Here is a 21,007-nt window from a genome sequence, read left to right as displayed (position 1 = left end):
GATGAGATTTCCCTTTGAGCAATCAAGAAAGACCCCTCAGAGACGATGAGGTAGATAGGTCATGGGTGGAAGCACGGCGACGTGTGGAGCTGAATGATACTAATCGGTCGAGGCTTTGATCTAGAAATGGTTTGTATTGATGAATCTTCAGTTTTGAGAGTTCAATCTCTTAAAAACATATTGACGTCACTGTTAAATGATGTTAATATAATACTTGTCTGGTGGCGATAGCGAAGCGGCCACACCCGTTCCCATGCCGAACACGGAAGTTAAGCGCTTCAGCGCCGAAAGTAGTTGGGGGTCTCCCCCTGTGAGGATAGGACGTTGCCAGGCAAGATCGTTCCGCAATAGCTCAGTGGTAGAGCAACCGGCTGTTAACCGGTAGGTCGTAGGTTCAAATCCTACTTGCGGAGCCACTTTTTCTCTTCTTTGGAGAGCTGTCCGAGTGGCCGAAGGAGCACGATTGGAATTCGTGTAGGCGGCACAACCGTCTCAAGGGTTCGAATCCCTTGCTCTCCGCCAGTTTATCCATACTAATTATGGCCCGTTGGTCAAGCGGTTAAGACACCGCCCTTTCACGGCGGTAACACGGGTTCGATTCCCGTACGGGTCACCATTTAAATTTTATATCGTCGCGGGGTGGAGCAGTCTGGTAGCTCGTTGGGCTCATAACCCAAAGGTCGTTGGTTCAAATCCAGCCCCCGCAATTAGCTTTGGTCCTGTGGTGTAGCGGTTAACATGTCTGCCTGTCACGCAGAAGATCGCGGGTTCGAATCCCGTCAGGACCGCCATTTTTTTATTTAACTAAATTACTACATACATGGCTTTGTAGCTCAGTTGGTAGAGCAAAGGACTGAAAATCCTTGTGTCGGCGGTTCGATTCCGTCCAAAGCCACCATGTGGGGGGGTAGCGAAGTGGCTAAACGCGGCGGACTGTAAATCCGCTCCCTCGGGTTCGGCGGTTCGAATCCGCCCCCCCCCACCACTTTAGGGGCATAGTTTAGCGGTAGAACTACGGTCTCCAAAACCGTCAGCGCGGGTTCGATTCCTGCTGCCCCTGTTTATTATGGCGATTGTGGCGAAGTGGTTAACGCACCGGATTGTGATTCCGGCATTCGAGGGTTCAATTCCCTTCAGTCGCCCCATTTTGTTGGGCTGTAGCCAAGTGGTAAGGCATCGGATTTTGATTCCGACATGCGTAGGTTCGATCCCTTCCAGCCCAGCCATTTTGCGGAAGTAGTTCAGTGGTAGAATACGACCTTGCCAAGGTCGGGGTCGCGGGTTCGAATCCCGTCTTCCGCTCCATTTAATCTCTTTGGCGCCATAGCCAAGTGGTAAGGCAGAGGACTGCAACTCCTCTATCGTCGGTTCGATTCCGACTGGCGCCTCCAACATAATATGCCGGTGTGGCGGAATTGGTAGACGCGCACGACTCAAAATCGTGTTCCTCTGGAGTGTCGGTTCGACTCCGACCACCGGTACTCTCTGCGGGTGTAGTTTAATGGTAAAACCTCAGCCTTCCAAGCTGATGACGAGAGTTCGATTCTCTTCACCCGCTTCATATCTCTCTGCCCTTAGTGGCGGGGAGATTTTTTGTATGCGAAAATAAGAAGAGTGAGGTGATGAATGGGATGACTCCTGAGATACTAAAACAACAGATTGTCGAGTACGCTGCGTCAATCGGGATCGATGAGTTGAAAGTGACGACGGCCGATCCGTTCATCGTCATGAAACAACGGCTCATCAAACAACAAGAGAAAGACTTCGCTTCAGGATTTGAAGAACCGGATCTTGATAAGCGGACGACGCCTGAACTATTGTTAGAGGACGCCCAGTCGATCATTGCGATTGCGGTTGCCTACCCGAGCAAATTGAAAGATGCGCCCCGAAGCGTGGTAGGTGAACGGCGTGGGTTGTTCGCGCGTGCCTCGTGGGGGCTTGACTATCATCGCGCCGTCGGCTCACGGCTTGAACAGCTTCAAGTGTATATCGAAGAACTCGTTCCCGGCGTCAAAACGCGCTCGATGGTCGACACGGGTGAACTCGTTGACCGGGCTGTGGCCGAACGGGCCGGAATCGGGTTTAGTGGAAAAAATTGCTCGATCATTTCGCCGGAGAAGGGATCTTACTTGTACTTGGGCGAGATGATTTTAGACACGTATCTGCCGCCCGATACAGCAATCGAGGACGGGTGCGGGGACTGTGATAAATGCATGACCGCCTGTCCGACGACGGCGCTCGTTGAACCGGGTGTGCTTGACGCCAAACGCTGCATCGCTTACTTGACCCAGATGAAGACGCTCATGCCGAGAGAGTTCCGCTCAAAGCTTGGTGGACGCCTTTACGGCTGTGATACGTGCCAACAAGTCTGTCCATATAACCGTAAGAAAGATTGGCGCCATCACGAGGAACTGTTGCCGGAGGCAGAAGTCGTCAAACCTCTGCTCGAACCGCTACTCAGCTTGAGTAACCGCGAGTTCAAGGCGAAGTTTGGTCACTTGTCCGGCTCGTGGCGCGGCAAGAAGCCGATTCAACGTAACGCGATCTTAGCGCTCGCACATTACCGTGAACCGTCAGCCGTCTCGGTGCTCGAAACATTCATTCAAACCGATGAGCGTGAAGACATGCGGGCGACGGCTGTCTGGGCGATCGGTGCGATTCTCGGTACTGATGCCGAAGCAATCTATCAAGAGATCGAACGCGTAGAGCAATCAGAACTGGTTAAAGAAGAGATTCGTATATTCCGAGAGGAGTGGGAACGTGAAGACCGTGTCATCTAAATGGGGAACGTTATCATACGAATTAAATGAGCAGGGGAAATTAATTGCGTTAGATTTTGCGGAAACAGAACAGGCAGATGGGAGCGCACCGATGTGGCTCGTCGACATGATAGAACGGGTCGAACGGGAAGGACTCCAAGCAATTGACCGCGCCTGGATTGACATGAACGGGACGGTTTTCCAACAAGAAGTGTGGGATGCGCTGTTGACGATCCCGTCTGGTGAGACGCGGACGTATAAACAAATCGCGGAGCAGATCGGACGTCCGAAAGCAGTCCGTGCCGTCGGCCAGGCGTTGAACCGTAATCCGCTGCCTGTCATCTTCCCATGCCATCGTGTCGTCGGCAGCAGCGGACAGCTCACGGGTTTTGCGGGCGGGCTCGATCAAAAACAACGATTACTCGATATCGAACAAGTGAAGTGAGGAATAGATTATGGCTAACCATGTAGTAATGTTTCAACCGGAAATCCCGGCAAATACGGGCAACGTCTCGCGGACGTGTGCGGCAACGAACTCGGTGCTCCATCTGATTCGTCCGCTCGGCTTCTCGACGGATGACAAAATGTTAAAACGGGCCGGCCTCGACTATTGGCAGTTCGTTGACGTCCGTTACCATGACTCGCTTGACGAACTATGGGCACAACATCCGGACGGCGAGTTTTTCTATATTACAAAGTACGGCGAACAGTATCCGAGTGACCTTGACGTGTCTGACGTCGAGAAGGACTATTTCTTCGTCTTCGGACGTGAGACGAAAGGCTTGCCGATGGAAGTGATCGAGGACAACCTTGACCGCTGCATCCGCTTGCCCCAGTCAAACCTCGTCCGTTCGCTCAACGTCTCGAACACGGCGGCCATCATCGTCTATGAGGCGCTACGCCAACAAGGTTATGCGGGATTAAAGTAAGAAAAAAGAGCCCGATTCGTGAGAATCGCGGCTCTTATTGATTACCTTCAGGTTTTCTGTTGTATCCTGCTGTTAAGATCGCCGCAAGGAAGGCGACGCTGATTCCGACCATTAGTAATAATCCCATTTAAAAATCCCCCTTTTGTTCTCCGTGACTACGAATATTATAATATACTTGATAATAGATTTGCACTGAATATGAGAAATTTTTGTGAAATGAGAGCCGATATGAAAACAAATGTGTACTTGTTAAGCTACGCCCCGTTGATTGGGATCATTCTTTTTTCGATGTCACTCGCTATCGCCACATCTGAATACGCCATTCAATGGCTGACGCGTGTCGGGGTGTATAGTGAAATCATCGCGCTGTTGTCTGTCCAAGAGACGAAGATCCTCGTGCTCGTCATGTTCTTCACGATATACTTCATGCTGTTTAGCGCCTTTAAACTCGTCGCCGATACGTTTAACCAACTCGGTTTCGCATTTTTTGCGCGTGAGACGAACGGGAGCTCGCTCCATCGCTTAAAGCCAGGAGCGACAATTTTCTTGGTCGGTTCAGGTGTCAGTTTTTTGTTTTTGACTTCACTGCCGGCAGCGATTGCGGTCTTGCTTGGCACGTTTGTCGTCTATTTATTCTACTACATTTGGCAAGTCAGCCAGTTGATGTCGACACTTCGAGCAATCGGGCTCTTGTTGATTCAAGCGATGATGTGGGCGATTCTGTTAAGCGGGCTCGTTTGGGCGCTCCTCAGGCTGTTTAACTCGGTCGGGGATATCATCTTATGAACACTGTGACAGGAGAAGAGTGGCTGGTCCATCTGAAAACATACAGACAGACGAAACAAGGCTAGAGGACTCATCCTCTAGCCTTGTTTTTTAGCGATGCGCCTCTGTCCAAACGATAGCCGGGTACGCCCGGTTGGCAAGCTCCGGGAACGGACGCGGCGTGTCGGCACCGAGCCAGATTGCCGTGATCGTCTGATCGGTCAAGCCGACATACCACATGTCCTTATGCGAGTTGGTCGTGCCGGTCTTGCCTCCGACGTAAGGGCGCTTGATCTGGCCGGCGTAACGTCCCGTCCCGTACGTTGTGACGGCAGATAACGCTTCTTGCATCGCCGAGGCCGTCTCGTCCGACCAGACGGCTTGTTTCATCATGTCCGGGCTGATTGTCGGGACGCCCGAAGCAAAGCGGATTTCTTTAATCGTCTGACCAGATACGTACACACCTTTATTGAGAAAAGGCGTGTACGCGGCAGCGAGTTCCTTCGGAGATACTCCTTGTGTCAGACCGCCGAGCGCGCTCGCGAGATTGCTGTCCTTGGCTGGATCCCACTGGCTGAACATCATGTCGGCCGTCTCGTACGCTCGCTCTTGGTCGATCGCCGTGAACGCGGCGAGTGCCGGTGTGTTATACGAGTAAGCGATCGTATCTTGGAGCGTGACGTCGCCTAGGACACGGTTGCCGCTGTTCGTCGGGCAATACGTCCCGTAACAGACAGGTCGTCCGTCAAGCACCGTATCGAGCGTCGCTCCGGTCTCTTCGATGTAAGGCGCAAACACAAGGACAGGTTTTATAGCCGAGCCCGGCTGCCGGTACGCTTGGGTGGCCCGGTTGAATTCACCACTCTGCTTCATATCAGAATCGACGAGGGCGACGATGCGCCCGTTCGGCGTCAATTCGGCATAGCCCCCGTTCAAGCCGTTCGGTAAGCGGCTCATCACTTGTTTCGCTTGGTTTTGACGTTCGACGGACAAATACGTTTCGACTGTCGCTTTATTGCTCGCCAAGTAGTTTTTGGCCGCCTCTTCATCGAGGTCATAACGTGTACGGACGAGGCGGACCGCGTCTTTCATGACCGTGTCCATATAGTCTGGATAGCGGACTTTGTGGCTGCGATAAGAGGCCTTGAGTTTGACGCCGTGAAACGCATCATATGCTTGCTTTGATAGGACGCCCGCATCTCTCAATTGCGTGAGGATGCGATCTTTACGCTCGTAAAAGGCAGGCGACGGGTCAAGCGGATCGTAAAGGGACGGATTATTCGGCACGGTCAGCAAGTAAGCGATCTGGTTCCAGTTCAAATCGTCGAGTGGACGGGAGAAGTACGTATCGGCCGCCGACTGGATACCATAGACGTTATGACCGAAGAAAATGACGTTGCTGTAGGCGGTCATAATTTCTTTTTTACTATAATTTTTTTCAAGCGCTCGTGCGATCATTAATTCCTTTACTTTGCGCTCATACGTCCGTTCGTGCGTTAAATAAACGTTTCGGGCCAGTTGTTGGGTAATCGTGCTCCCGCCTTGGACCGACGATTCGTTGGCGTTATTGATGAACGCTCGGGCAATCCCTCCGAGGTCATAGCCGGGATGGGCGTTGAACTTCCGGTCCTCAATGACGATGATTGCTTCACGGATGTGATTCGGAAGCCCATTGACGGAGACGTCGTTGCGGCGACCGTTCAAGTACAGCTGTTCCGCCCCTCCTTTATAAGTGAGCGTGACAGCATGTTTCGATGAGAGCGGAGCGGAGCTGACGGCCTCTTCACCCCACTCGACAATCGTTTTCGCTTGGTCAATCTCTTCTTTTAAAGCTCCGCTGACTGTGAAGCCGACGGCAACCAATCCAGCAATAAACACAACCCCGAGCCATGCTCTCATCGTCTCACCTCTTTCTCTATTCATTATATCGTCAAACTTTCAATAAAATTCAAAATGTAAACGCTATCATATAATAATTTAAGCAGGAATACATTAGGAAACAGCGAAAAAGGGTATTAGAGGTTTATATTATGAATTTAGGAGGCAGTACTATGAAGCAAGAAATGGTTGCGATGCTCCTCGCTGGCGGGGAAGGCAAGAGACTTGGGCCTCTCACAAGAAAGACGGCAAAGCCTGCCGTCAACTTTGGAGGGAAGTACCGGATTATCGATTTCCCACTATCGAACTGTACGAATTCGGGAATCACGACAGTCGGTGTGTTGACACAATATGAGCCGTTAGAATTAAACCGTTACCTCGGCATCGGGTCTGCCTGGGATTTAGATCGCCGCAATGGCGGATTAGCTATCTTGCCGCCATACCAAGCTCAGTCGGGGAAAAACTGGTACGAAGGTACTGCGAATGCGATCTACCGGAACTTGAGCTATATCGATGACTACGATCCGGAGTACGTGTTGATCTTATCGGGAGATCACATTTACAAAATGGATTACGAGAAGATGCTCGATTTCCACAAAGAAAAACAAGCCGATGTGACGATTTCAGTCATGGCCGTCCCATGGGATGAAGCACCGCGCTTCGGAATCTTGAATACGAGCGATGATTTGCGTATTAACGAATTCGATGAAAAACCTGAGAAGCCGAAGAGCAACTTGGCGTCGATGGGGATCTATATCTTCAACTGGAAAGTGTTGCGCGAACACTTGATTCAAGACGCGGAAGACGAGACGTCAAGCTTTGACTTTGGGAAGAACATCATTCCAAACACGCTTATCGACGGATTGAACGTCTTCGCCTATAAATTCAAAGGCTACTGGAAAGACGTTGGTACGATCCAGTCACTATGGGAAGCGAACATGGACCTGCTCGAAGAAGATCCTCCGTTCGATTTATATGACCCAGACTTTAAAATTTACTCGGTCAACCCGAACCAAACGCCGCAATTCATCGGAAAAGATGCTTGTGTCGAGCAGTCGGTCATCAATGAAGGATGCCGAATCGAAGGAGAAGTCCAACATTCGGTCTTGTTCTATGACGTGCGTGTCGGTGAAGGGTCGCTTGTGAAAGACTCCGTCATCATGCCAGGGGCCCGCATCGGGAAAGACGTTACAATTCATAGAGCCATTGTCGCTAGCTGTGCCGTCATTGAAGACGGCGCGACAGTTGGTGAGCCGGGGGGTGACATCGTTGTCATCGAGCCGCATGAAAATATCGAAAGTGGAACAGTCTTCAAGCAACGTGCTTGATACTAAAATAGACCGACGCAAGGAGGCGTTATTGTTGACGAATGATTTGTTAGGAATCATCAACTTAGGTACCGAAGAAGGGTTATTCCCGGAGTTAACGGGACATCGCAACTTAGCATCTGTCCCGTTCTCGGGGCGCTATCGTCTCATCGACTTTACATTGACGAATATGATTACCCAAGGTATCGATCAAGTTGGGATTTTTACACTTGATAAGTATCGTTCTTTAATGGACCATGTAGGATCAGGCAAAGAGTGGGATCTTGACCGCTCACAAGGCGGATTGCATATCTTCCCGCCGGCGCTTAAACCGGATGGCGAAGCCTATCTCGGAGATTTAGCGAACTTCGCGATGCACCGGGAACACTTCGTGCGCAGCAAACAAGCTTACGTCGTCATTACCGGCTCGAACGTGTTGACGACAATCGATTATCAAAACATGCTCGAACATCATAAATCGATGGGTGCGGACATCACGCTCGCCTACACGGAGCATGAACAAAAATGTGGCTACTGTCGTCCGATTCGACTCGGGGAAAACGACCGTGTCGTCGGGATCGGGGAGCGCGGCTTTAGCCCGGACGATGAGCATGCATATACAGAAACGATCGTTATGTCGAAAAACTTATTCCTCCGCCTCGTCGATGAAGCGACGTCAAAAGGGGAGTATGACTTGTTAGACGGCGTTATTCGTCCTCAGCTCCACCGTCTCCACGTTCATGGATATCACTATACGGGTAAAACGCAGGTGATTCACTCGGTGCTTTCGTACTATAATGAAAGTATGCGCTTACTTCGCCAAGAAGGAATCATCTACGACTTCCCTCATATTTACACGAAGATCAAACATGAGCCGCCGACTCGCTACTTGAAAGGGGCGAAAGTGAATGAAGCGCTAGTCGCCAATGGATGTAAAATCAGTGGAGAAGTCCAAACTAGCATTTTGTTCCGGGGTGTGGTCATCAGTGAACATGCGCGCGTCAAAAATTCAATCATTTTATCCAAGTCGATCATCGAAGAAGGGGCTGTCGTCGAGAACGCCATTTTAGACAAAGAAGTGGTCGTGAAACGTGGACAGGTCATTCGTGGAACGGTCGATGAACCGATCGTCATCAGAAAACGGACAACGGTTTAAAGGAGGATATTATGAAAATATGGTATGTCGCTTCAGAAGCGGCACCGTTCATGAAAACGGGGGGGCTTGCCGATGTGATTGGCTCGCTCCCTCAAGCGGTGTCTAGCCTTGGTGAAGATGTCAGTGTCGTAATGCCGAAGTATGGCTCGATTGCACAAGAATATGTCGATGAGATGGAATATTTATTCGATTTGATCGTCCCGGTCGGCTGGCGTAAGCAGTTCGGGGCCGTCTTGAAGTTAGAGCGCGACGGGATCACGTATTACTTTATCGATAACGAGTACTATTTTAATCGCGAAGGCGTGCTCTACGGTCATTACGATGATGCAGAACGATTCGCCTTTTTCTCCCGAGCCGTCCTTGAGATGATCGGGCAGATTGAAGAAGTTCCGGACGTGTTGCACTGCCACGATTGGCAGACGGGTGTCCTTCCGGCGTTTCTACGAATCCATTATCAACACATCGAAGCGTACCAAAAGATTCGAACGGTCTTTACTATCCATAACCTGCAATACCAGGGGATCTTCCCGGAAGCTGTGCTTGGTGAACTGCTGCAGTTTGGGCACGAGCATTTCACGGCAGAGGGCATCCAACATAACGGCCTCGTCAATTACATGAAGGCCGGTATCGTCCATTCCGACCAAATCACGACGGTGAGTCCATCTTATCGCGATGAGATCATGGAACCTTACTATGGCGAAGGTTTAGATGCGGCACTACGCCACCGTGCCGTCGACGTCCGCGGCATCTTGAACGGTCTCGATTTGGCGACGAACGACCCGAGCACGGACAAACGAATCGCACAAACGTATGATCTCGATACGGTCAAAACAGGGAAGCTTGCCAACAAGCGCATGCTTCAAGAACGTTACGGTCTCGAAGTGCGTGATGATATCATGTTGATCGGATTCGTGAGTCGTCTCGTCGAGCAAAAAGGTCTCGATTTGATTCATGCGGTGAACCATGAGTTGGGGAATTTGGATTGCCAGTTCGTCTTCCTTGGATCGGGTCAACCTGAATATGAGGCGATTGTTCATGAGATGACGGCAGCCCATCCTGGGAAAATCGGTTCGTATATCGGGTTCGATATCGAACTGGCCCACTTGATTTATGCGGGATCAGACGCCTTCTTGATGCCATCTCGATTCGAACCGTGCGGCCTTAGCCAATTGATCTCGATGCGTTATGGAACGCTTCCGATCGTTCGTGAGACAGGCGGACTCCGAGACACGGTCAAACCTTACAATGATTATACGCAAGAAGGGACTGGCTTCGGTTTCTTGAACTACAACGCTCACGAGATGCTCGCGACGATTGAAAAATCAATTCGTGTCTTCTACGAGGATAACACTTGGAATGCGCTCGTCCATCAAGCGATGACTTCGGACTTCAGCTGGAAACAATCCGCTAAGCAATACCGTGAGTTATATCACCTATTCGCATGACTGGAAGGAGATTTACACATATATGTTTACAGATAAACAGAGCTTCGTCACTTCGTTTCAAGAAAGATTCGTCGCCTTAAACGGGAAATCGTTCGATGAAGGGACCGAGCAGGAAGTGTATCAAACGTTGGCAACGATGGTGCGTGAACAAGCGATTCCGAAATGGATCAACACACGCGACAAGCAAGAAGCAAAACAGAGCAAGCAAGTCATCTATTTCTCGCTCGAGTTTTTGTTAGGCCGCTTCCTCTATAACAACTTACTCAGTATGGATGTTTTAGAAGTTGTCCAAGAAGGACTTGAAGAACTCGGTTTTGATTTCACGGAAATCACGGAGTTCGAGCCGGAACCTGGACTCGGTAATGGTGGACTGGGCCGTCTGGCCGCTTGTTTCCTCGATTCACTTGCCGCGCTCAGTCTGCCCGGTCACGGTAACGGGATTCGTTATCGTTACGGTTTGTTCAAACAAAAAATCGTCGACGGCTATCAAGTCGAGTTGCCGGACAACTGGCTCCGGAATGGGAATATGTGGGAGACGCGCCGTGCCGATCGTGCGGTTGACGTGAATTTTGGGGGCTGGATCGAGATGAAGCAGATCGGAGACCGTCTCCGTGTCGTTCATCACCCAGACGAAGTCGTACGCGCCGTCCCATACGATATGCCGATCATCGGTTACAAGAACGACGTTGTGAACACGCTCCGGCTTTGGAATGCGGAGTCGCCATTTGATGACGAAGAGTATATGGAACGCACGAAAGGGTCGTACAAAGACTTGTTGAAACACAAGCAGTCGATTGCGACGATCTCGGAGTTCCTTTATCCGGACGACACGACGTATGAAGGTAAAGTGCTCCGTTTGAAACAACAGTACTTCTTCGTGTCAGCGGGTGTCCAATCGATGATCGCGTCTTACTTGCGACACAACAAATCACTCAAACATTTAGGCGACTACTACGCTGTCCACATTAACGATACCCACCCGGTCGTCGCGATCCCTGAACTGATGCGGATTTTGATGGATGATCACGGATATGGCTGGGATGAGGCGTGGCGCGTGACGAAGAGTGTCATGTCGTTCACAAACCATACACTTCTCGCCGAGGCGCTTGAAAAGTGGCCGGTCGAGATGTACGAGCGTCTATTACCACGAATCTATCAAATCATTAATGAAATCAACCGTCGTTTCTGTAGAGACGTGCTCGTCAATTATCCACACCTTGAACCGCATATGGGTGAGATTGCGATCGTCTCGAACAATTACATTAACATGGCAAACCTTGCCGTCGTCGGGTCACATTCGACGAACGGGGTCGCCCGTATTCATACAGATATTTTAAAACAACGCGAGATGCGCCACTTGTACGAAATGTTCCCGCTTCGTTTCAATAACAAGACGAACGGCATCACGCATCGCCGTTGGCTCTTGAAATCAAATCCACGTCTATCGAACTTGATCACGGACGCAATCGGTCCGTCATGGATCGAGCACCCGAACGATCTTGAGAAGTTGATGGGCGTCTCGAAAGATACGAGCTTCCAGGAGCAAGTGATGGAAGTAAAACAACAAAATAAACTCGACTTAGCGGCTTACATTCAAGATGAGACGGGAATCAGTGTCGACCCGAACTCGATTTTCGATGTTCAAGTCAAACGTCTGCACGCGTACAAGCGTCAGCTCATGAACGCGATGCATATTCACGCGCTCTATCAAAAGATTCAAGCAGACCCGACGTTCACGATGGTCCCACGGACGTTCATCTTCGGAGCGAAAGCGGCGCCAGGTTATTATTACGCGAAAGAAGTCATCCGCTACATCAATGCCCTCGCGTCGATGATTAACAAGGACAAACGGGCGAGTCAGTTCATCAAGATCGTTTTTCTTGAGAACTACCGCGTCTCGATGGCCGAACGGATCTTCCCGGGCTCGGACGTTAGTGAACAGATCTCGACGGCGAGCTACGAGGCGTCAGGAACCGGAAACATGAAGTTCATGATGAACGGAGCGCTCACAATCGGTACGCTTGACGGGGCGAACATCGAGATTCGCGATGCGGTCAGTGACGACCATATCTTCATTTTCGGATTGGCGCCGCAAGAAGTCATGAACTATAAGAAATTCGGCGGGTATCATGCGGCCGACATTTATCATGCCAACACCGAAGTACGTAACGTCGTCGACAGTCTCGTCAACGGGACGTTCGATAAGGTCGGGGAGTATCAATTCCAAGCGATCTTTGATTCGCTTCTCGTCTATAATGATGACTTCCTCGTCTTGAAAGACTTTATGTCCTACATGCAGGCACAGCGACGCGTCGATGAAGCGTTCGCAGATAAGGCGCGTTGGGCGGAAAGTTCAATCGTCAATACGGCTAAGTCTGGTATTTTCTCGAGTGACCGCACCATCACGGAATATGCGAACGCGGTTTGGAACATCAAGCCGACGAGTGTGAATTGAACTACCCCCACCTAGGCCTTGCTTAGAGGTGGAGGATTCCTGAGTTATCCGGCCTAACGACCGGAACATTATCAGGCTACCCCCGTTGTCCCGACGGTTGAAAGTTGATCTTGTCCGTTTCTTTAGTGCGGATGCCTACTTTGCTTGGTTTTCGCTACTTCGGTCATCCGCTAGGTGAACGTTGAAGATTTTACGTGACAGACGAACTTCCTGCCACAACCCTATATCTTCAGTTTTCAAGGAACGTGACACTTATTTTTTACCGGATTTCAGGAAGTTCAAACACGATGTCGAACCATTGACGTATCGAAAGACACGCCTGGTTCGAAGGCGATTCATCTCCCACTTTCACTAGGGCTTCGCCCGCGTCGTTTAGAAGTGGGAGTATTCTCGTCTAATTTTGATAAAAAAATCCACCCGTTATGGGTGGACCTTGTTGTCTGGATAACTGATCCAGTCAGAGTATGAACCGGGATAGAGACGGACATCGTCTTTACCGAGCGCGTGCAACGCCAAAATGTTCACGCAAGCGGTGACACCGCTGCCGCAATAAAAAATCGGGTTCGGGACATCGAGCACGTTGGTGTAAAGTTCGCGCAAATCGTGAAAGTCTTGAAGCGTCCCGAGCTCCGTGACAGCGTCTACGTATGGGCAGAGCAGGGCGTTCGGGATATGCCCGGCTTTTTTATCGATCGGTTCGTGGCTTCCGTCGTAACGGTCGGCCGTTCTTGAGTCATATAGGCCGCCTGTTGTCGTTGCGGCGCGCACGTCTTCGATCGTGGCGATCATATCGTCGTGGAAATCAGGGACGTATGTCGAAGCAGGGTACGTCGGAATCTCGGTCGTTGTCTCACCACAGTAAGTGATGCCGGCCTGAATTCCGCCTTCGAGCACGATGACGCGCTCATGGCCGGCCCACTTGAATAACCACCAAGCACGTGCGGCGTATGGGAAACCGTCGTCGTAAATAATGATCAAGTCGTCCTTTTGGATGCCGATGCGTCGGAGCGTCTCCGTCCACGCTGCTTTTGACGGGAGCGGGTGACGTCCGCCGTGAACGGACACAGGGCCTGACAAGTCTTCCATCAAGTCGAGATGGATGGCATTCGGGAGATGTCCTTGACGGTACACGTATTTTCCGTATGAAGCGTCGTTCAATGAATAGCGGCAATCAATAAATCGGATTGAGTCCGTATGGACGATTTGTTTCAATTCTTGGGCACGCATAGTTGGAAACATAGTATCACCTCGAAGTTTCGTTACTCCCATCGTATACAAGATGGAACAAATTGGCGAGTACTTCGATTGAATTTGAACGTCGAAAGGGGAATTGACCATGGCATGGCAACAAACATATGAGCGTTGGAATCAATATGAGGAACTTGAACCTTATCTTCGGACCGAATTAGACGAGATGGCAAAAAATGAGACGACACTCGAAGAAGCGTTTTATAAGACGCTTGAATTCGGAACGGGTGGTATGCGCGGTGAGATCGGACCAGGTGCCAATCGAATGAACGTCTATACGATTCGTAAAGCGGCACAAGGATTTGCCGACTTTATTTCGGCGTCAGGCGAGGAAGCGAAACGGCACGGTGTCGTCATCGCCCATGATCCACGTCACTACTCACCTGAATTCGCACTCGAGGCGGCACGAACGTTTGCATCGAACGGGATCAAGACTTACTTGTTCCCGAGCTTACGGACAACGCCAGAGCTGTCATTCGCCGTCAGACGCTTAGGCGCGTTTGGAGGAGTCGTCATCACGGCGAGTCATAACCCGCCTGAGTATAACGGCTTTAAAGTGTATGGCGCCGACGGCGGGCAATTACCGCCGGCCGAGGCGGACGAGCTCGTGTCTTACGTCAACGCGATCGAGGACGAGTTAAGCATCCCGGTCCAAGACGAAGCAACACTCCGCGCCGACGGGACGCTCGTCACTGTCGATGAGTCTGTCGATGCTGCTTATTTGGAAGCTCTTCAAGCGATTCGAATCCATAAGGACGTCCCAACAGACGCCCTGAAAATCGTCTTCTCGCCCCTTCATGGCACGGGACGTCGACCAATTATGGAAGGACTCAAGGCGTACGGGTTTGACCATGTTACGATCGTCGAAGAGCAAGCCGAACCAGACGGCGCGTTCCCGACGGTCAGTTCCCCGAACCCGGAAGAGCGAGCGGCGTTCAAGCTGGCGATGGAATATGGTGACCGTGTCAGCGCTGATCTGCTCATGGCGACCGATCCCGATGGTGACCGCGTCGGCTTCACCGTGCGTGACCGCGACGGGGAATGGTTCGTCTTGACGGGGAACCAGACCGGAGCGCTCTTGATGGATTACATCCTATCGCAAAAAGTCGAGACCGGCACGCTGCCAGCGAACGGATTCGTCGCGAAAACGATCGTCACGTCCGAGCTCGGGGCGGCCATCGCCAAAGCGTATGGCGTGCATCTCGAGAACACGCTCACCGGCTTTAAATTCATCGGTGAGAAGATTAAACAGTATGAGGAGTCAGGTGAGTACGAGTTCTTGTTCGGTTATGAAGAGAGCTACGGTTATTTGATCGGCGACTTCTGCCGTGATAAAGACGCTGTTCAGGCGTGCGTGCTCGGCGCCGAGATGGCAGCTTTCCATAAGGCGCAGGGGCGAACGTTGTATGACGCGCTCCAAGCGATTTATGAGAAGTATGGCTTTTATGAGGAATCGCTTCAATCGATGACGTTGAAAGGGAAAGCCGGGCTTGAACAGATCGGCCGGATGATGGAAGCGTTCCGTGCCAACCCGCCGCAAGAAGTTGCCGGCTATGAAGTCGTCCGCTTCGAGGATTACAAGCAACAAGTCGCAACCGAGCTTCGTCAAAATACGACCGAGGACATCGACTTGCCGTCTTCGAACGTGCTCAAATTCGTCTTCGAGGACGGGTCATGGTTCTGTCTCCGCCCGTCTGGCACAGAGCCAAAGATCAAGTTCTATTTCAGTGTTCACGCGGATAGTGCCGAGACGACGACGGCGAAACGTGAAGCGATTGAACGAGACGTTATGAAGCAAGCAAAAGCAATCGACTGACTAGTGTACCACCGCTCAACTGGGAGCGGTGGTTTTTGTTTGACTTCTTTTAACCTCGTCAGTATGATGAGTATATTGCTCAAAACCATGTAATCATATAAGGATTATCAGGAAGGCGGAAATAACATGAAAAAATCATTAACGGCAGTTCTCGCAATCGGCGCATCGTTCGGGGTGCTCGCAGCTTGCGGTACAGAGACGGACAGTGGATCTGAAGAAACAGTCATCACAGTCGGGACGGAAGCGACATACCCGCCATTCACGTACAAAGATAAAGGTGAAATCACAGGGTATGACATCGACGTGTTGAACGAAGCGGCAGAACGTGCCGGCTATACGGTCGAATATGAGCCGATGGACTTCAAAGGACTCGTCCCGGCACTCGATGCGGAACGCATCGATATGATCGCGAACCAGATGAGCATCACACCGGAGCGTGAAGAGAAGTATGCGTTCTCGGATACGTACGCGGTCTCAGGTGCACAAGTCATCGTCGCTTCAGATAATGAAGACATCCAAGGCATCGACGACCTTGACGGCAAAGTCGTCGGTTCGACGCAAGGATCGGTCTATGCCCAGATGGCTGAAGAAGCTGGTGCTGAAGTGAAGTTCTACAAAGGCGCGAACCAAGTGCTGCAAGACCTTCAAGTCGAACGTCTTGACGCAGCGCTCAACGATCGTCTCTTCATCTTTTCAGAGCTCGAGAAGACAGGTTATGACGTGAAAGCGGTCGGTGACGTCTTCAACAAGAGCGAGGCGGGTTATATGACGCGTCAAGACAGCGACGTGCTCGACCAGTTGAACGAGGCGCTTGCTGAAATGAAAGAAGACGGAACGATGGCTGAAATCGGTGAGAAGTACTTTGGTGAGGACATCAGTCAATGAATGAACTGATCACGACCGTCATCGAGAACCGTTCGGCCTATATCGAAGCCGTACAATTGACGTTGATCGCCAGTATCCTGTCGATTATCCTCGCCTTGGTGCTCGGTCTGATCATCGCGTTACTTCACAGCAGTCCAATCAAAGTGTTGCGGTTGTTCACTCGGACGTACACCTCGTTCTTCCGGGGTACGCCGCTGCTCTTACAACTCCTCATCTTGTACGTCGGATTGACCGGGTTCGTCCAACTGAGTGGGATGCAGGCGCTCATCTTCGGATTGGGTCTGCACTTTGCGGCTTATATCTCGGAGGCGTTCCGGGCAGCCATCAATTCGGTCGATCGCGGACAAGTCGAGGCGAGTGTCGCCCTCGGGATCCCGCGGGCAAAACGTTTTAAAGACATTATCTTCCCACAAGCGTTATCACGGGCCATACCCCCGGTGTCGAACTCGGTGATTGATATCATCAAGTCGACGTCGCTCGGGTCGGTCATCGCCGTGCAGGAGTTGACGTACGTCTCAGACCAGATTGCAGCGACGACCTACTTGGTCATGCCGCTCCTCTTGTTCTCGGCCTCGATCTATTGGATCTTGTCGACACTCATTCAAGCAGGGCAGCATCGGCTCGAACGTCGTTATGCGACCCGCTAAACGAAAAATCCCCTCGATTCCAAGAATCGAGGGGATTTTGTATTAACGGATGACGAGCTCTGTCTCAGTGTCGAAGAAGTGTGCTTTCGTCATGTCGAGCGCGAGTTCTACGTCGTCACCCATGCGGATGTTCGAGCGGCCGTCGATGCGGGCCGTGAACTGGTGTCCGCCGAGCTCGGCGTAAAGGTACGACTCGGCACCCATGAGTTCAGATACGTCGATGTGTGTTTGGAACGTGTGTGTTGTCGGAGAGTCGATGTAGATCGGCTCATCGTGGATCGATTCTGGACGAATCCCGAGGATGAGCTCTTTACCGATGTAGCCGCGGTCGCGAAGACCTTTCATCTTGCCTTCAGGCACGTTGATTTCTTCGCCGTTCACGACGAACTTGCCGTCTGCGAGTGTTCCGCGGAAGAAGTTCATCGAAGGTGAACCGATGAAGCCGGCAACGAAGATGTTATCTGGGTTGTCGTATACTTCTTTCGGCGAACCGACTTGTTGGATGATCCCGTCTTTCATGATGACGATACGAGTCGCGAGTGTCATCGCTTCCGTTTGGTCATGGGTAACGTAGATCGTCGTCGTATCGAGACGGTTGTGCAACTGGATGATCTCTTTACGCATTTGTACGCGAAGTTTTGCATCCAAGTTTGAGAGCGGCTCATCCATCAAGAACACTTTCGCGTCACGAACGATAGCGCGACCGATGGCGACACGTTGGCGCTGACCACCTGAGAGTGCCTTCGGTTTACGTTGGAGGTATTCTTCAAGTCCGAGGATGCGAGCCGCATCTTGGACGCGACGGTCGATCTCTTCTTTCGGGAACTTCCGAAGCTTCAAACCGAATGCCATGTTGTCATAGACGCTCATGTGCGGGTAGAGGGCATAGTTTTGGAAGACCATCGCGATGTCGCGGTCTTTCGGCGCCACGTCGTTCATGCGTTTGCCGTCGATGATGAAGTCGCCGCTCGAGATTTCTTCGAGTCCTGCGATCATGCGAAGTGTTGTCGATTTACCGCAACCAGACGGTCCGACGAAAACGATGAACTCCCGGTCTTTAATGTGCAAGTTGAAGTCGCTGACGGCTTTCCCGTCACCACCGTCGTATATTTTATCAATGTGATTCAATTGAATTTCTGCCATTGTCGTTAGCCTCCTGAGAATGTGTTCTTGTATAATAGCGCTTACAAGATTGATTATAAGATGAAACCGCTTGCACTAGCTATGTACACGTTGCACAAAAACAGCTACTCAGATTTGTGCAACGTGACAATCAGTTGGAGTAAACTCGCATCATAAAACTGACGAGCGTCATATCCTGTCAGTTCATAGAGCCGATCGAGCCGATAATTGAGCGTGTTCCGATGCATGAACAGCGCCTTCGCCGTATGAGACACGTTCAGCGAGTTGGCGAACAGCGCCTCTAACAATTCTACACTCGTCTTATCGAGTATCGAATACGCCGCCTCGGTCAATTGGAGACGTGTGGCAAAAGTCTCATGGTCTTGTAGCAAGTAATGGTATAATAATTGACTAGCAGGGTAAGTTTTAGTAGGGAGTTTCGCGAACGGGCGCAACGTCATGTGTTGATGGTAAAGCGTCCCCAACACACCGAGCGGCCGTTCACTAAAGATGACGTGCGCTTCGACGTAGCAGTCGCTCGCGCCGGCACGCAATACGTCCTCGAAATCAGACAAGTCGACGAGTTGGTTCATCTCAATGATTTCAACGTGATGTCGCGTCATGACGACAATCTCCGCTTCTGGCATGAAGTCGTGTAAGATCTCTAAAAATTGCTCGAGCGATTCCCTCTCTTGATAGTGGAGCGATAGCGACAACAGACGGAACGGTTGCACGATCCGATACGAATCGGTGAGCAGGCGGTTTTGCCATTTTTCTTGACGGGGGTCGGCGGTCGTCAAAAACGGTGTCGCCGACCATTCGAGCAGTTGCCGTTCACGCTCGTTCAACTCGGTTTTTGGCAAGCCGAACACTGTCCCGTCATGTGCTTGATACCAAGCATAGTCTCCGGATGCGTCTTCCGACCGATGGACAACGGTCGGGAAAATCGATTTAATACGATCAAACGTAGTCAACACAATCACCTCTTCAACAATGTATCATATTTCAGAACGGGGGCAGGCAGTTTGGATAGTCTACTAAAAATATTCATCATGATCGCCATCGGGGCGACAATCGGGGGAGTAACGAACTTCCTCGCCATCAAAATGTTATTTCGGCCCCACGAGCCAAAGTATATCGGAAAAGTCCGAGTACCGTTCACACCGGGGTTGATTCCGAAGCGCCGCGATGAGCTGGCGACGAGTCTCGGCAAGACGGTCGTGAAACACTTGTTGACGCCTGAAGGGATGCGGAAGCGCCTGCTCGACGAACAAGTGAACGGCCACATCACCTATTTCGTCCAAGAGGAAGTCCGGACGATGCTCCGTTCGGACAAGACGATTCGTACACTAGTCGAACCGCTTTACCCGGACGCCGAGTCGCGTGTGTTGACGGAAGCGGACACGAAACTCCGGCAAGAGCTCCGGCTCGTGCTTGCTGACGTCAAGTCACGCAAGCTGTACGAACTGCTCGGTGAGGACGGGATGGACCGTGTCCGTGACGTGATCCCGGAAATCGTCGACGCGATGCTCGTCAAATCAGAAGAGTATTTCTATTCGGCGGAAGGAGAGGCTCAACTGCGGTATATGGTCGACTCGTTCGTCCAACGCCGGCTCGGTTTTATCGCCGGGTTCATTCAAAATATGAACTTCGTCGAGATGATCCGCCCGGAGATTGTCAACATTTTACGTGGCGGATCGACTCGGTCCGGAATGGCGACGATGATCACGCGCGAGTTCGAACGGTTCAGTGAGCGTACGGTCGACACACTCTTAGATGAGCGGTTAGAAAACCGATTGATCGATGGGGTGACGACAGAAGTCATCACCCGTCTTCCGGTCGGCGAATTGCTCGACCGGACCGTCTATTCGTATACACGAGACGTCGAGACGCGCATCGTCGACGATCTCGTCCCGAACGGGGTTCGGCTCGTCATCGAACGGTTCACCGATCAAATGGAGACGGTGATGGACCGTCTGAAAATCGATCAAATCGTGCAAGAGCAAGTCCAGTCGCTCGATACGTCGTACCTCGAGGAGATTGTTTTGTCGATCTCGAAACGGGAGTTCCGGGCAATAACATGGCTTGGGGCGCTGTTAGGTGGTATGATTGGGTTGATTCAAGGGTTGATTGCCATCGTTTGATCGGCCACGGCCCTAATAGTATTTAGGAGGACGTCACATGTCACAAACAAACTTGTACGATCATGCTAACCAATTGGAAAAAGCACTTCGCGAATCTGAGGAGTTCACAAATCTCTCTTCATTATACGATCGTGTCAATGCGGATGCAGAAGCGAACCAGTTGTTCGCTGACTTCCGTGATATCCAAATGAAGCTTCAGCAAAAGCAAATGCAAGGCGAAGAAATCTCAGAACAAGAGATGATGGATGCTCAAACGAAAATGATGAGCGTGCAACAGAACGAATTGATCATGGAGCTCATGCAAGAAGAGCAACGCATGCATCAACTGGTCACAGAAGTGACAAAAATTATCATGAAGCCACTTGAAGAGCTATACGCTCCGATGGTTAATGAAAACGAAGTTCAATAACACCTGTGCGGATGGCTTTCGAGCCATCCGTTTTTTGTTGAC

At 51.1% G+C, this 21,007-nt stretch carries 17 protein-coding genes, 14 tRNA genes and 2 rRNA genes; 29 read left to right on the top strand and 4 right to left on the bottom strand.

All coding sequences use genetic code 11. The features are described from left to right. The 20 genes from EVJ30_RS09255 to EVJ30_RS09160 all read left to right on the top strand — a co-directional run. Positions 1 to 123: ribosomal RNA gene (locus tag EVJ30_RS09255) — 23S ribosomal RNA — on the top strand; the annotation flags it as partial. A 94-nt stretch (positions 124 to 217) separates the two neighbouring features. Further along, positions 218 to 333: ribosomal RNA gene (gene rrf, locus EVJ30_RS09250) — 5S ribosomal RNA — on the top strand. 8 nt (positions 334 to 341) lie between these two features. Further along, positions 342 to 416, top strand: a tRNA-Asn gene (locus tag EVJ30_RS09245). Between the two features lie 15 nt (positions 417 to 431). After that, positions 432 to 522, top strand: a tRNA-Ser gene (locus EVJ30_RS09240). Positions 523 to 541: 19 nt separating this feature from the next. After that, a tRNA-Glu gene (locus EVJ30_RS09235) sits at positions 542 to 616 on the top strand. A 17-nt stretch (positions 617 to 633) separates the two neighbouring features. Continuing rightward, a tRNA-Met gene (locus EVJ30_RS09230) sits at positions 634 to 707 on the top strand. An 8-nt stretch (positions 708 to 715) separates the two neighbouring features. After that, a tRNA-Asp gene (locus EVJ30_RS09225) sits at positions 716 to 791 on the top strand. 31 nt (positions 792 to 822) lie between these two features. Then, positions 823 to 898: transfer RNA gene (locus EVJ30_RS09220), tRNA-Phe, on the top strand. Positions 899 to 901: 3 nt separating this feature from the next. Continuing rightward, a tRNA-Tyr gene (locus tag EVJ30_RS09215) sits at positions 902 to 985 on the top strand. A gap of 4 nt (positions 986 to 989) precedes the next feature. Beyond that, positions 990 to 1,060 (top strand) — tRNA-Trp (locus EVJ30_RS09210). Positions 1,061 to 1,069: 9 nt separating this feature from the next. Further along, a tRNA-His gene (locus EVJ30_RS09205) sits at positions 1,070 to 1,145 on the top strand. A gap of 6 nt (positions 1,146 to 1,151) precedes the next feature. Next, positions 1,152 to 1,226: transfer RNA gene (locus tag EVJ30_RS09200), tRNA-Gln, on the top strand. 4 nt (positions 1,227 to 1,230) lie between these two features. Further along, a tRNA-Gly gene (locus EVJ30_RS09195) sits at positions 1,231 to 1,305 on the top strand. A 12-nt stretch (positions 1,306 to 1,317) separates the two neighbouring features. Next, a tRNA-Cys gene (locus EVJ30_RS09190) sits at positions 1,318 to 1,391 on the top strand. Positions 1,392 to 1,400: 9 nt separating this feature from the next. Continuing rightward, positions 1,401 to 1,481, top strand: a tRNA-Leu gene (locus EVJ30_RS09185). A gap of 6 nt (positions 1,482 to 1,487) precedes the next feature. After that, positions 1,488 to 1,558: transfer RNA gene (locus EVJ30_RS09180), tRNA-Gly, on the top strand. A 73-nt stretch (positions 1,559 to 1,631) separates the two neighbouring features. Continuing rightward, the gene (gene queG / locus EVJ30_RS09175) at positions 1,632 to 2,780 is read left to right on the top strand and encodes a tRNA epoxyqueuosine(34) reductase QueG (RefSeq protein ID WP_131458165.1); all 1,149 of its coding nucleotides are present in this window, start codon (positions 1,632 to 1,634) and stop codon (positions 2,778 to 2,780) included. Further along, positions 2,770 to 3,204 carry a methylated-DNA--[protein]-cysteine S-methyltransferase gene (locus tag EVJ30_RS09170; protein WP_131458163.1) on the top strand — a complete coding sequence of 145 codons (435 nt, stop codon included), beginning with the start codon at positions 2,770 to 2,772 and terminating at the stop codon, positions 3,202 to 3,204. The genes queG and EVJ30_RS09170 overlap by 11 nt, the downstream gene beginning before the upstream one ends. A 10-nt stretch (positions 3,205 to 3,214) precedes the next feature. Continuing rightward, a complete protein-coding gene (gene trmL / locus EVJ30_RS09165; RefSeq protein WP_131458153.1) occupies positions 3,215 to 3,688 on the top strand; it encodes a tRNA (uridine(34)/cytosine(34)/5-carboxymethylaminomethyluridine(34)-2'-O)-methyltransferase TrmL in 474 nt (157 codons plus the stop codon). Between the two features lie 228 nt (positions 3,689 to 3,916). After that, a complete protein-coding gene (locus tag EVJ30_RS09160) occupies positions 3,917 to 4,474 on the top strand; it encodes a DUF5366 family protein (RefSeq protein ID WP_131441616.1) in 558 nt (185 codons plus the stop codon). A gap of 90 nt (positions 4,475 to 4,564) precedes the next feature. Here EVJ30_RS09160 and EVJ30_RS09155 read toward each other — a convergent pair whose 3' ends face one another. Continuing rightward, entirely contained in the window at positions 4,565 to 6,352 is a 1,788-nt protein-coding gene (locus tag EVJ30_RS09155) for a transglycosylase domain-containing protein (RefSeq protein ID WP_236634124.1), read from the bottom strand. Positions 6,353 to 6,504: 152 nt separating this feature from the next. Here EVJ30_RS09155 and EVJ30_RS09150 point away from each other — a divergent pair, with 152 nt between their 5' ends. Genes EVJ30_RS09150 through EVJ30_RS09135 form a run of 4 tightly spaced genes read left to right on the top strand, consistent with a single transcriptional unit; the run spans position 6,505 to position 12,694 of the window. Next, positions 6,505 to 7,659, top strand: coding sequence for a glucose-1-phosphate adenylyltransferase (locus EVJ30_RS09150; protein ID WP_131458149.1), 1,155 nt, complete (start codon positions 6,505 to 6,507; stop codon positions 7,657 to 7,659). Positions 7,660 to 7,693: 34 nt separating this feature from the next. Continuing rightward, positions 7,694 to 8,794 (top strand): glucose-1-phosphate adenylyltransferase subunit GlgD, encoded by a 1,101-nt coding sequence (gene glgD / locus EVJ30_RS09145; RefSeq protein WP_131458147.1) that lies wholly within the window; start codon positions 7,694 to 7,696, stop codon positions 8,792 to 8,794. 11 nt (positions 8,795 to 8,805) lie between these two features. Continuing rightward, positions 8,806 to 10,239 (top strand): glycogen synthase GlgA, encoded by a 1,434-nt coding sequence (glgA, locus tag EVJ30_RS09140; protein WP_131458145.1) that lies wholly within the window; start codon positions 8,806 to 8,808, stop codon positions 10,237 to 10,239. A gap of 22 nt (positions 10,240 to 10,261) precedes the next feature. Further along, complete coding sequence (locus EVJ30_RS09135; protein ID WP_131458143.1) at positions 10,262 to 12,694, top strand: glycogen/starch/alpha-glucan phosphorylase; 2,433 nt, start codon at positions 10,262 to 10,264, stop codon at positions 12,692 to 12,694. Positions 12,695 to 13,114: 420 nt separating this feature from the next. Here EVJ30_RS09135 and EVJ30_RS09130 read toward each other — a convergent pair whose 3' ends face one another. Then, entirely contained in the window at positions 13,115 to 13,933 is an 819-nt protein-coding gene (locus EVJ30_RS09130) for a sulfurtransferase (protein ID WP_236635597.1), read from the bottom strand. 97 nt (positions 13,934 to 14,030) lie between these two features. Here EVJ30_RS09130 and EVJ30_RS09125 point away from each other — a divergent pair, with 97 nt between their 5' ends. From EVJ30_RS09125 to EVJ30_RS09115, 3 genes are all read left to right on the top strand, one after another. Then, positions 14,031 to 15,758, top strand: a complete 1,728-nt coding sequence (locus tag EVJ30_RS09125) for a phospho-sugar mutase (protein ID WP_131468828.1) — start codon at positions 14,031 to 14,033, stop codon at positions 15,756 to 15,758. A 126-nt stretch (positions 15,759 to 15,884) separates the two neighbouring features. Further along, positions 15,885 to 16,643, top strand: coding sequence for a transporter substrate-binding domain-containing protein (locus EVJ30_RS09120; protein WP_131468826.1), 759 nt, complete (start codon positions 15,885 to 15,887; stop codon positions 16,641 to 16,643). Further along, on the top strand, positions 16,640 to 17,290 hold the full coding sequence (locus EVJ30_RS09115) for an amino acid ABC transporter permease (protein ID WP_131458137.1): 651 nt from the start codon (positions 16,640 to 16,642) through the stop codon (positions 17,288 to 17,290). Before EVJ30_RS09120 ends, EVJ30_RS09115 begins: the two co-directional genes overlap by 4 nt. 42 nt (positions 17,291 to 17,332) lie before the next feature. Here the strand turns inward: EVJ30_RS09115 and EVJ30_RS09110 are convergent, their stop codons facing one another. Both EVJ30_RS09110 and EVJ30_RS09105 read right to left on the bottom strand, forming a co-directional pair. Then, complete coding sequence (locus tag EVJ30_RS09110) at positions 17,333 to 18,433, bottom strand: ABC transporter ATP-binding protein (RefSeq protein ID WP_131458135.1); 1,101 nt, start codon at positions 18,431 to 18,433, stop codon at positions 17,333 to 17,335. A gap of 104 nt (positions 18,434 to 18,537) precedes the next feature. Beyond that, complete coding sequence (locus tag EVJ30_RS09105) at positions 18,538 to 19,389, bottom strand: PucR family transcriptional regulator (RefSeq protein WP_131468824.1); 852 nt, start codon at positions 19,387 to 19,389, stop codon at positions 18,538 to 18,540. Positions 19,390 to 19,437: 48 nt separating this feature from the next. Between EVJ30_RS09105 and EVJ30_RS09100 the strand changes: the two genes are divergently transcribed. Together EVJ30_RS09100 and EVJ30_RS09095 are read left to right on the top strand one after the other, a co-directional pair. After that, on the top strand, positions 19,438 to 20,556 hold the full coding sequence (locus EVJ30_RS09100) for a DUF445 domain-containing protein (RefSeq protein WP_236636072.1): 1,119 nt from the start codon (positions 19,438 to 19,440) through the stop codon (positions 20,554 to 20,556). Positions 20,557 to 20,593: 37 nt separating this feature from the next. Continuing rightward, positions 20,594 to 20,965: a YlbF family regulator gene (locus EVJ30_RS09095; RefSeq protein ID WP_131458132.1), complete on the top strand. Its 372-nt coding sequence runs from the start codon at positions 20,594 to 20,596 to the stop codon at positions 20,963 to 20,965. The last annotated feature ends 42 nt before the right edge of the window (positions 20,966 to 21,007 follow it).

Source organism: Exiguobacterium sp. SH5S13 (assembly GCF_004337085.1).
Taxonomy (GTDB): Bacteria; Bacillota; Bacilli; order Exiguobacteriales; family Exiguobacteriaceae; genus Exiguobacterium; species Exiguobacterium aurantiacum_A.
This window is presented reverse-complemented; position numbering and strand designations above follow the sequence as displayed.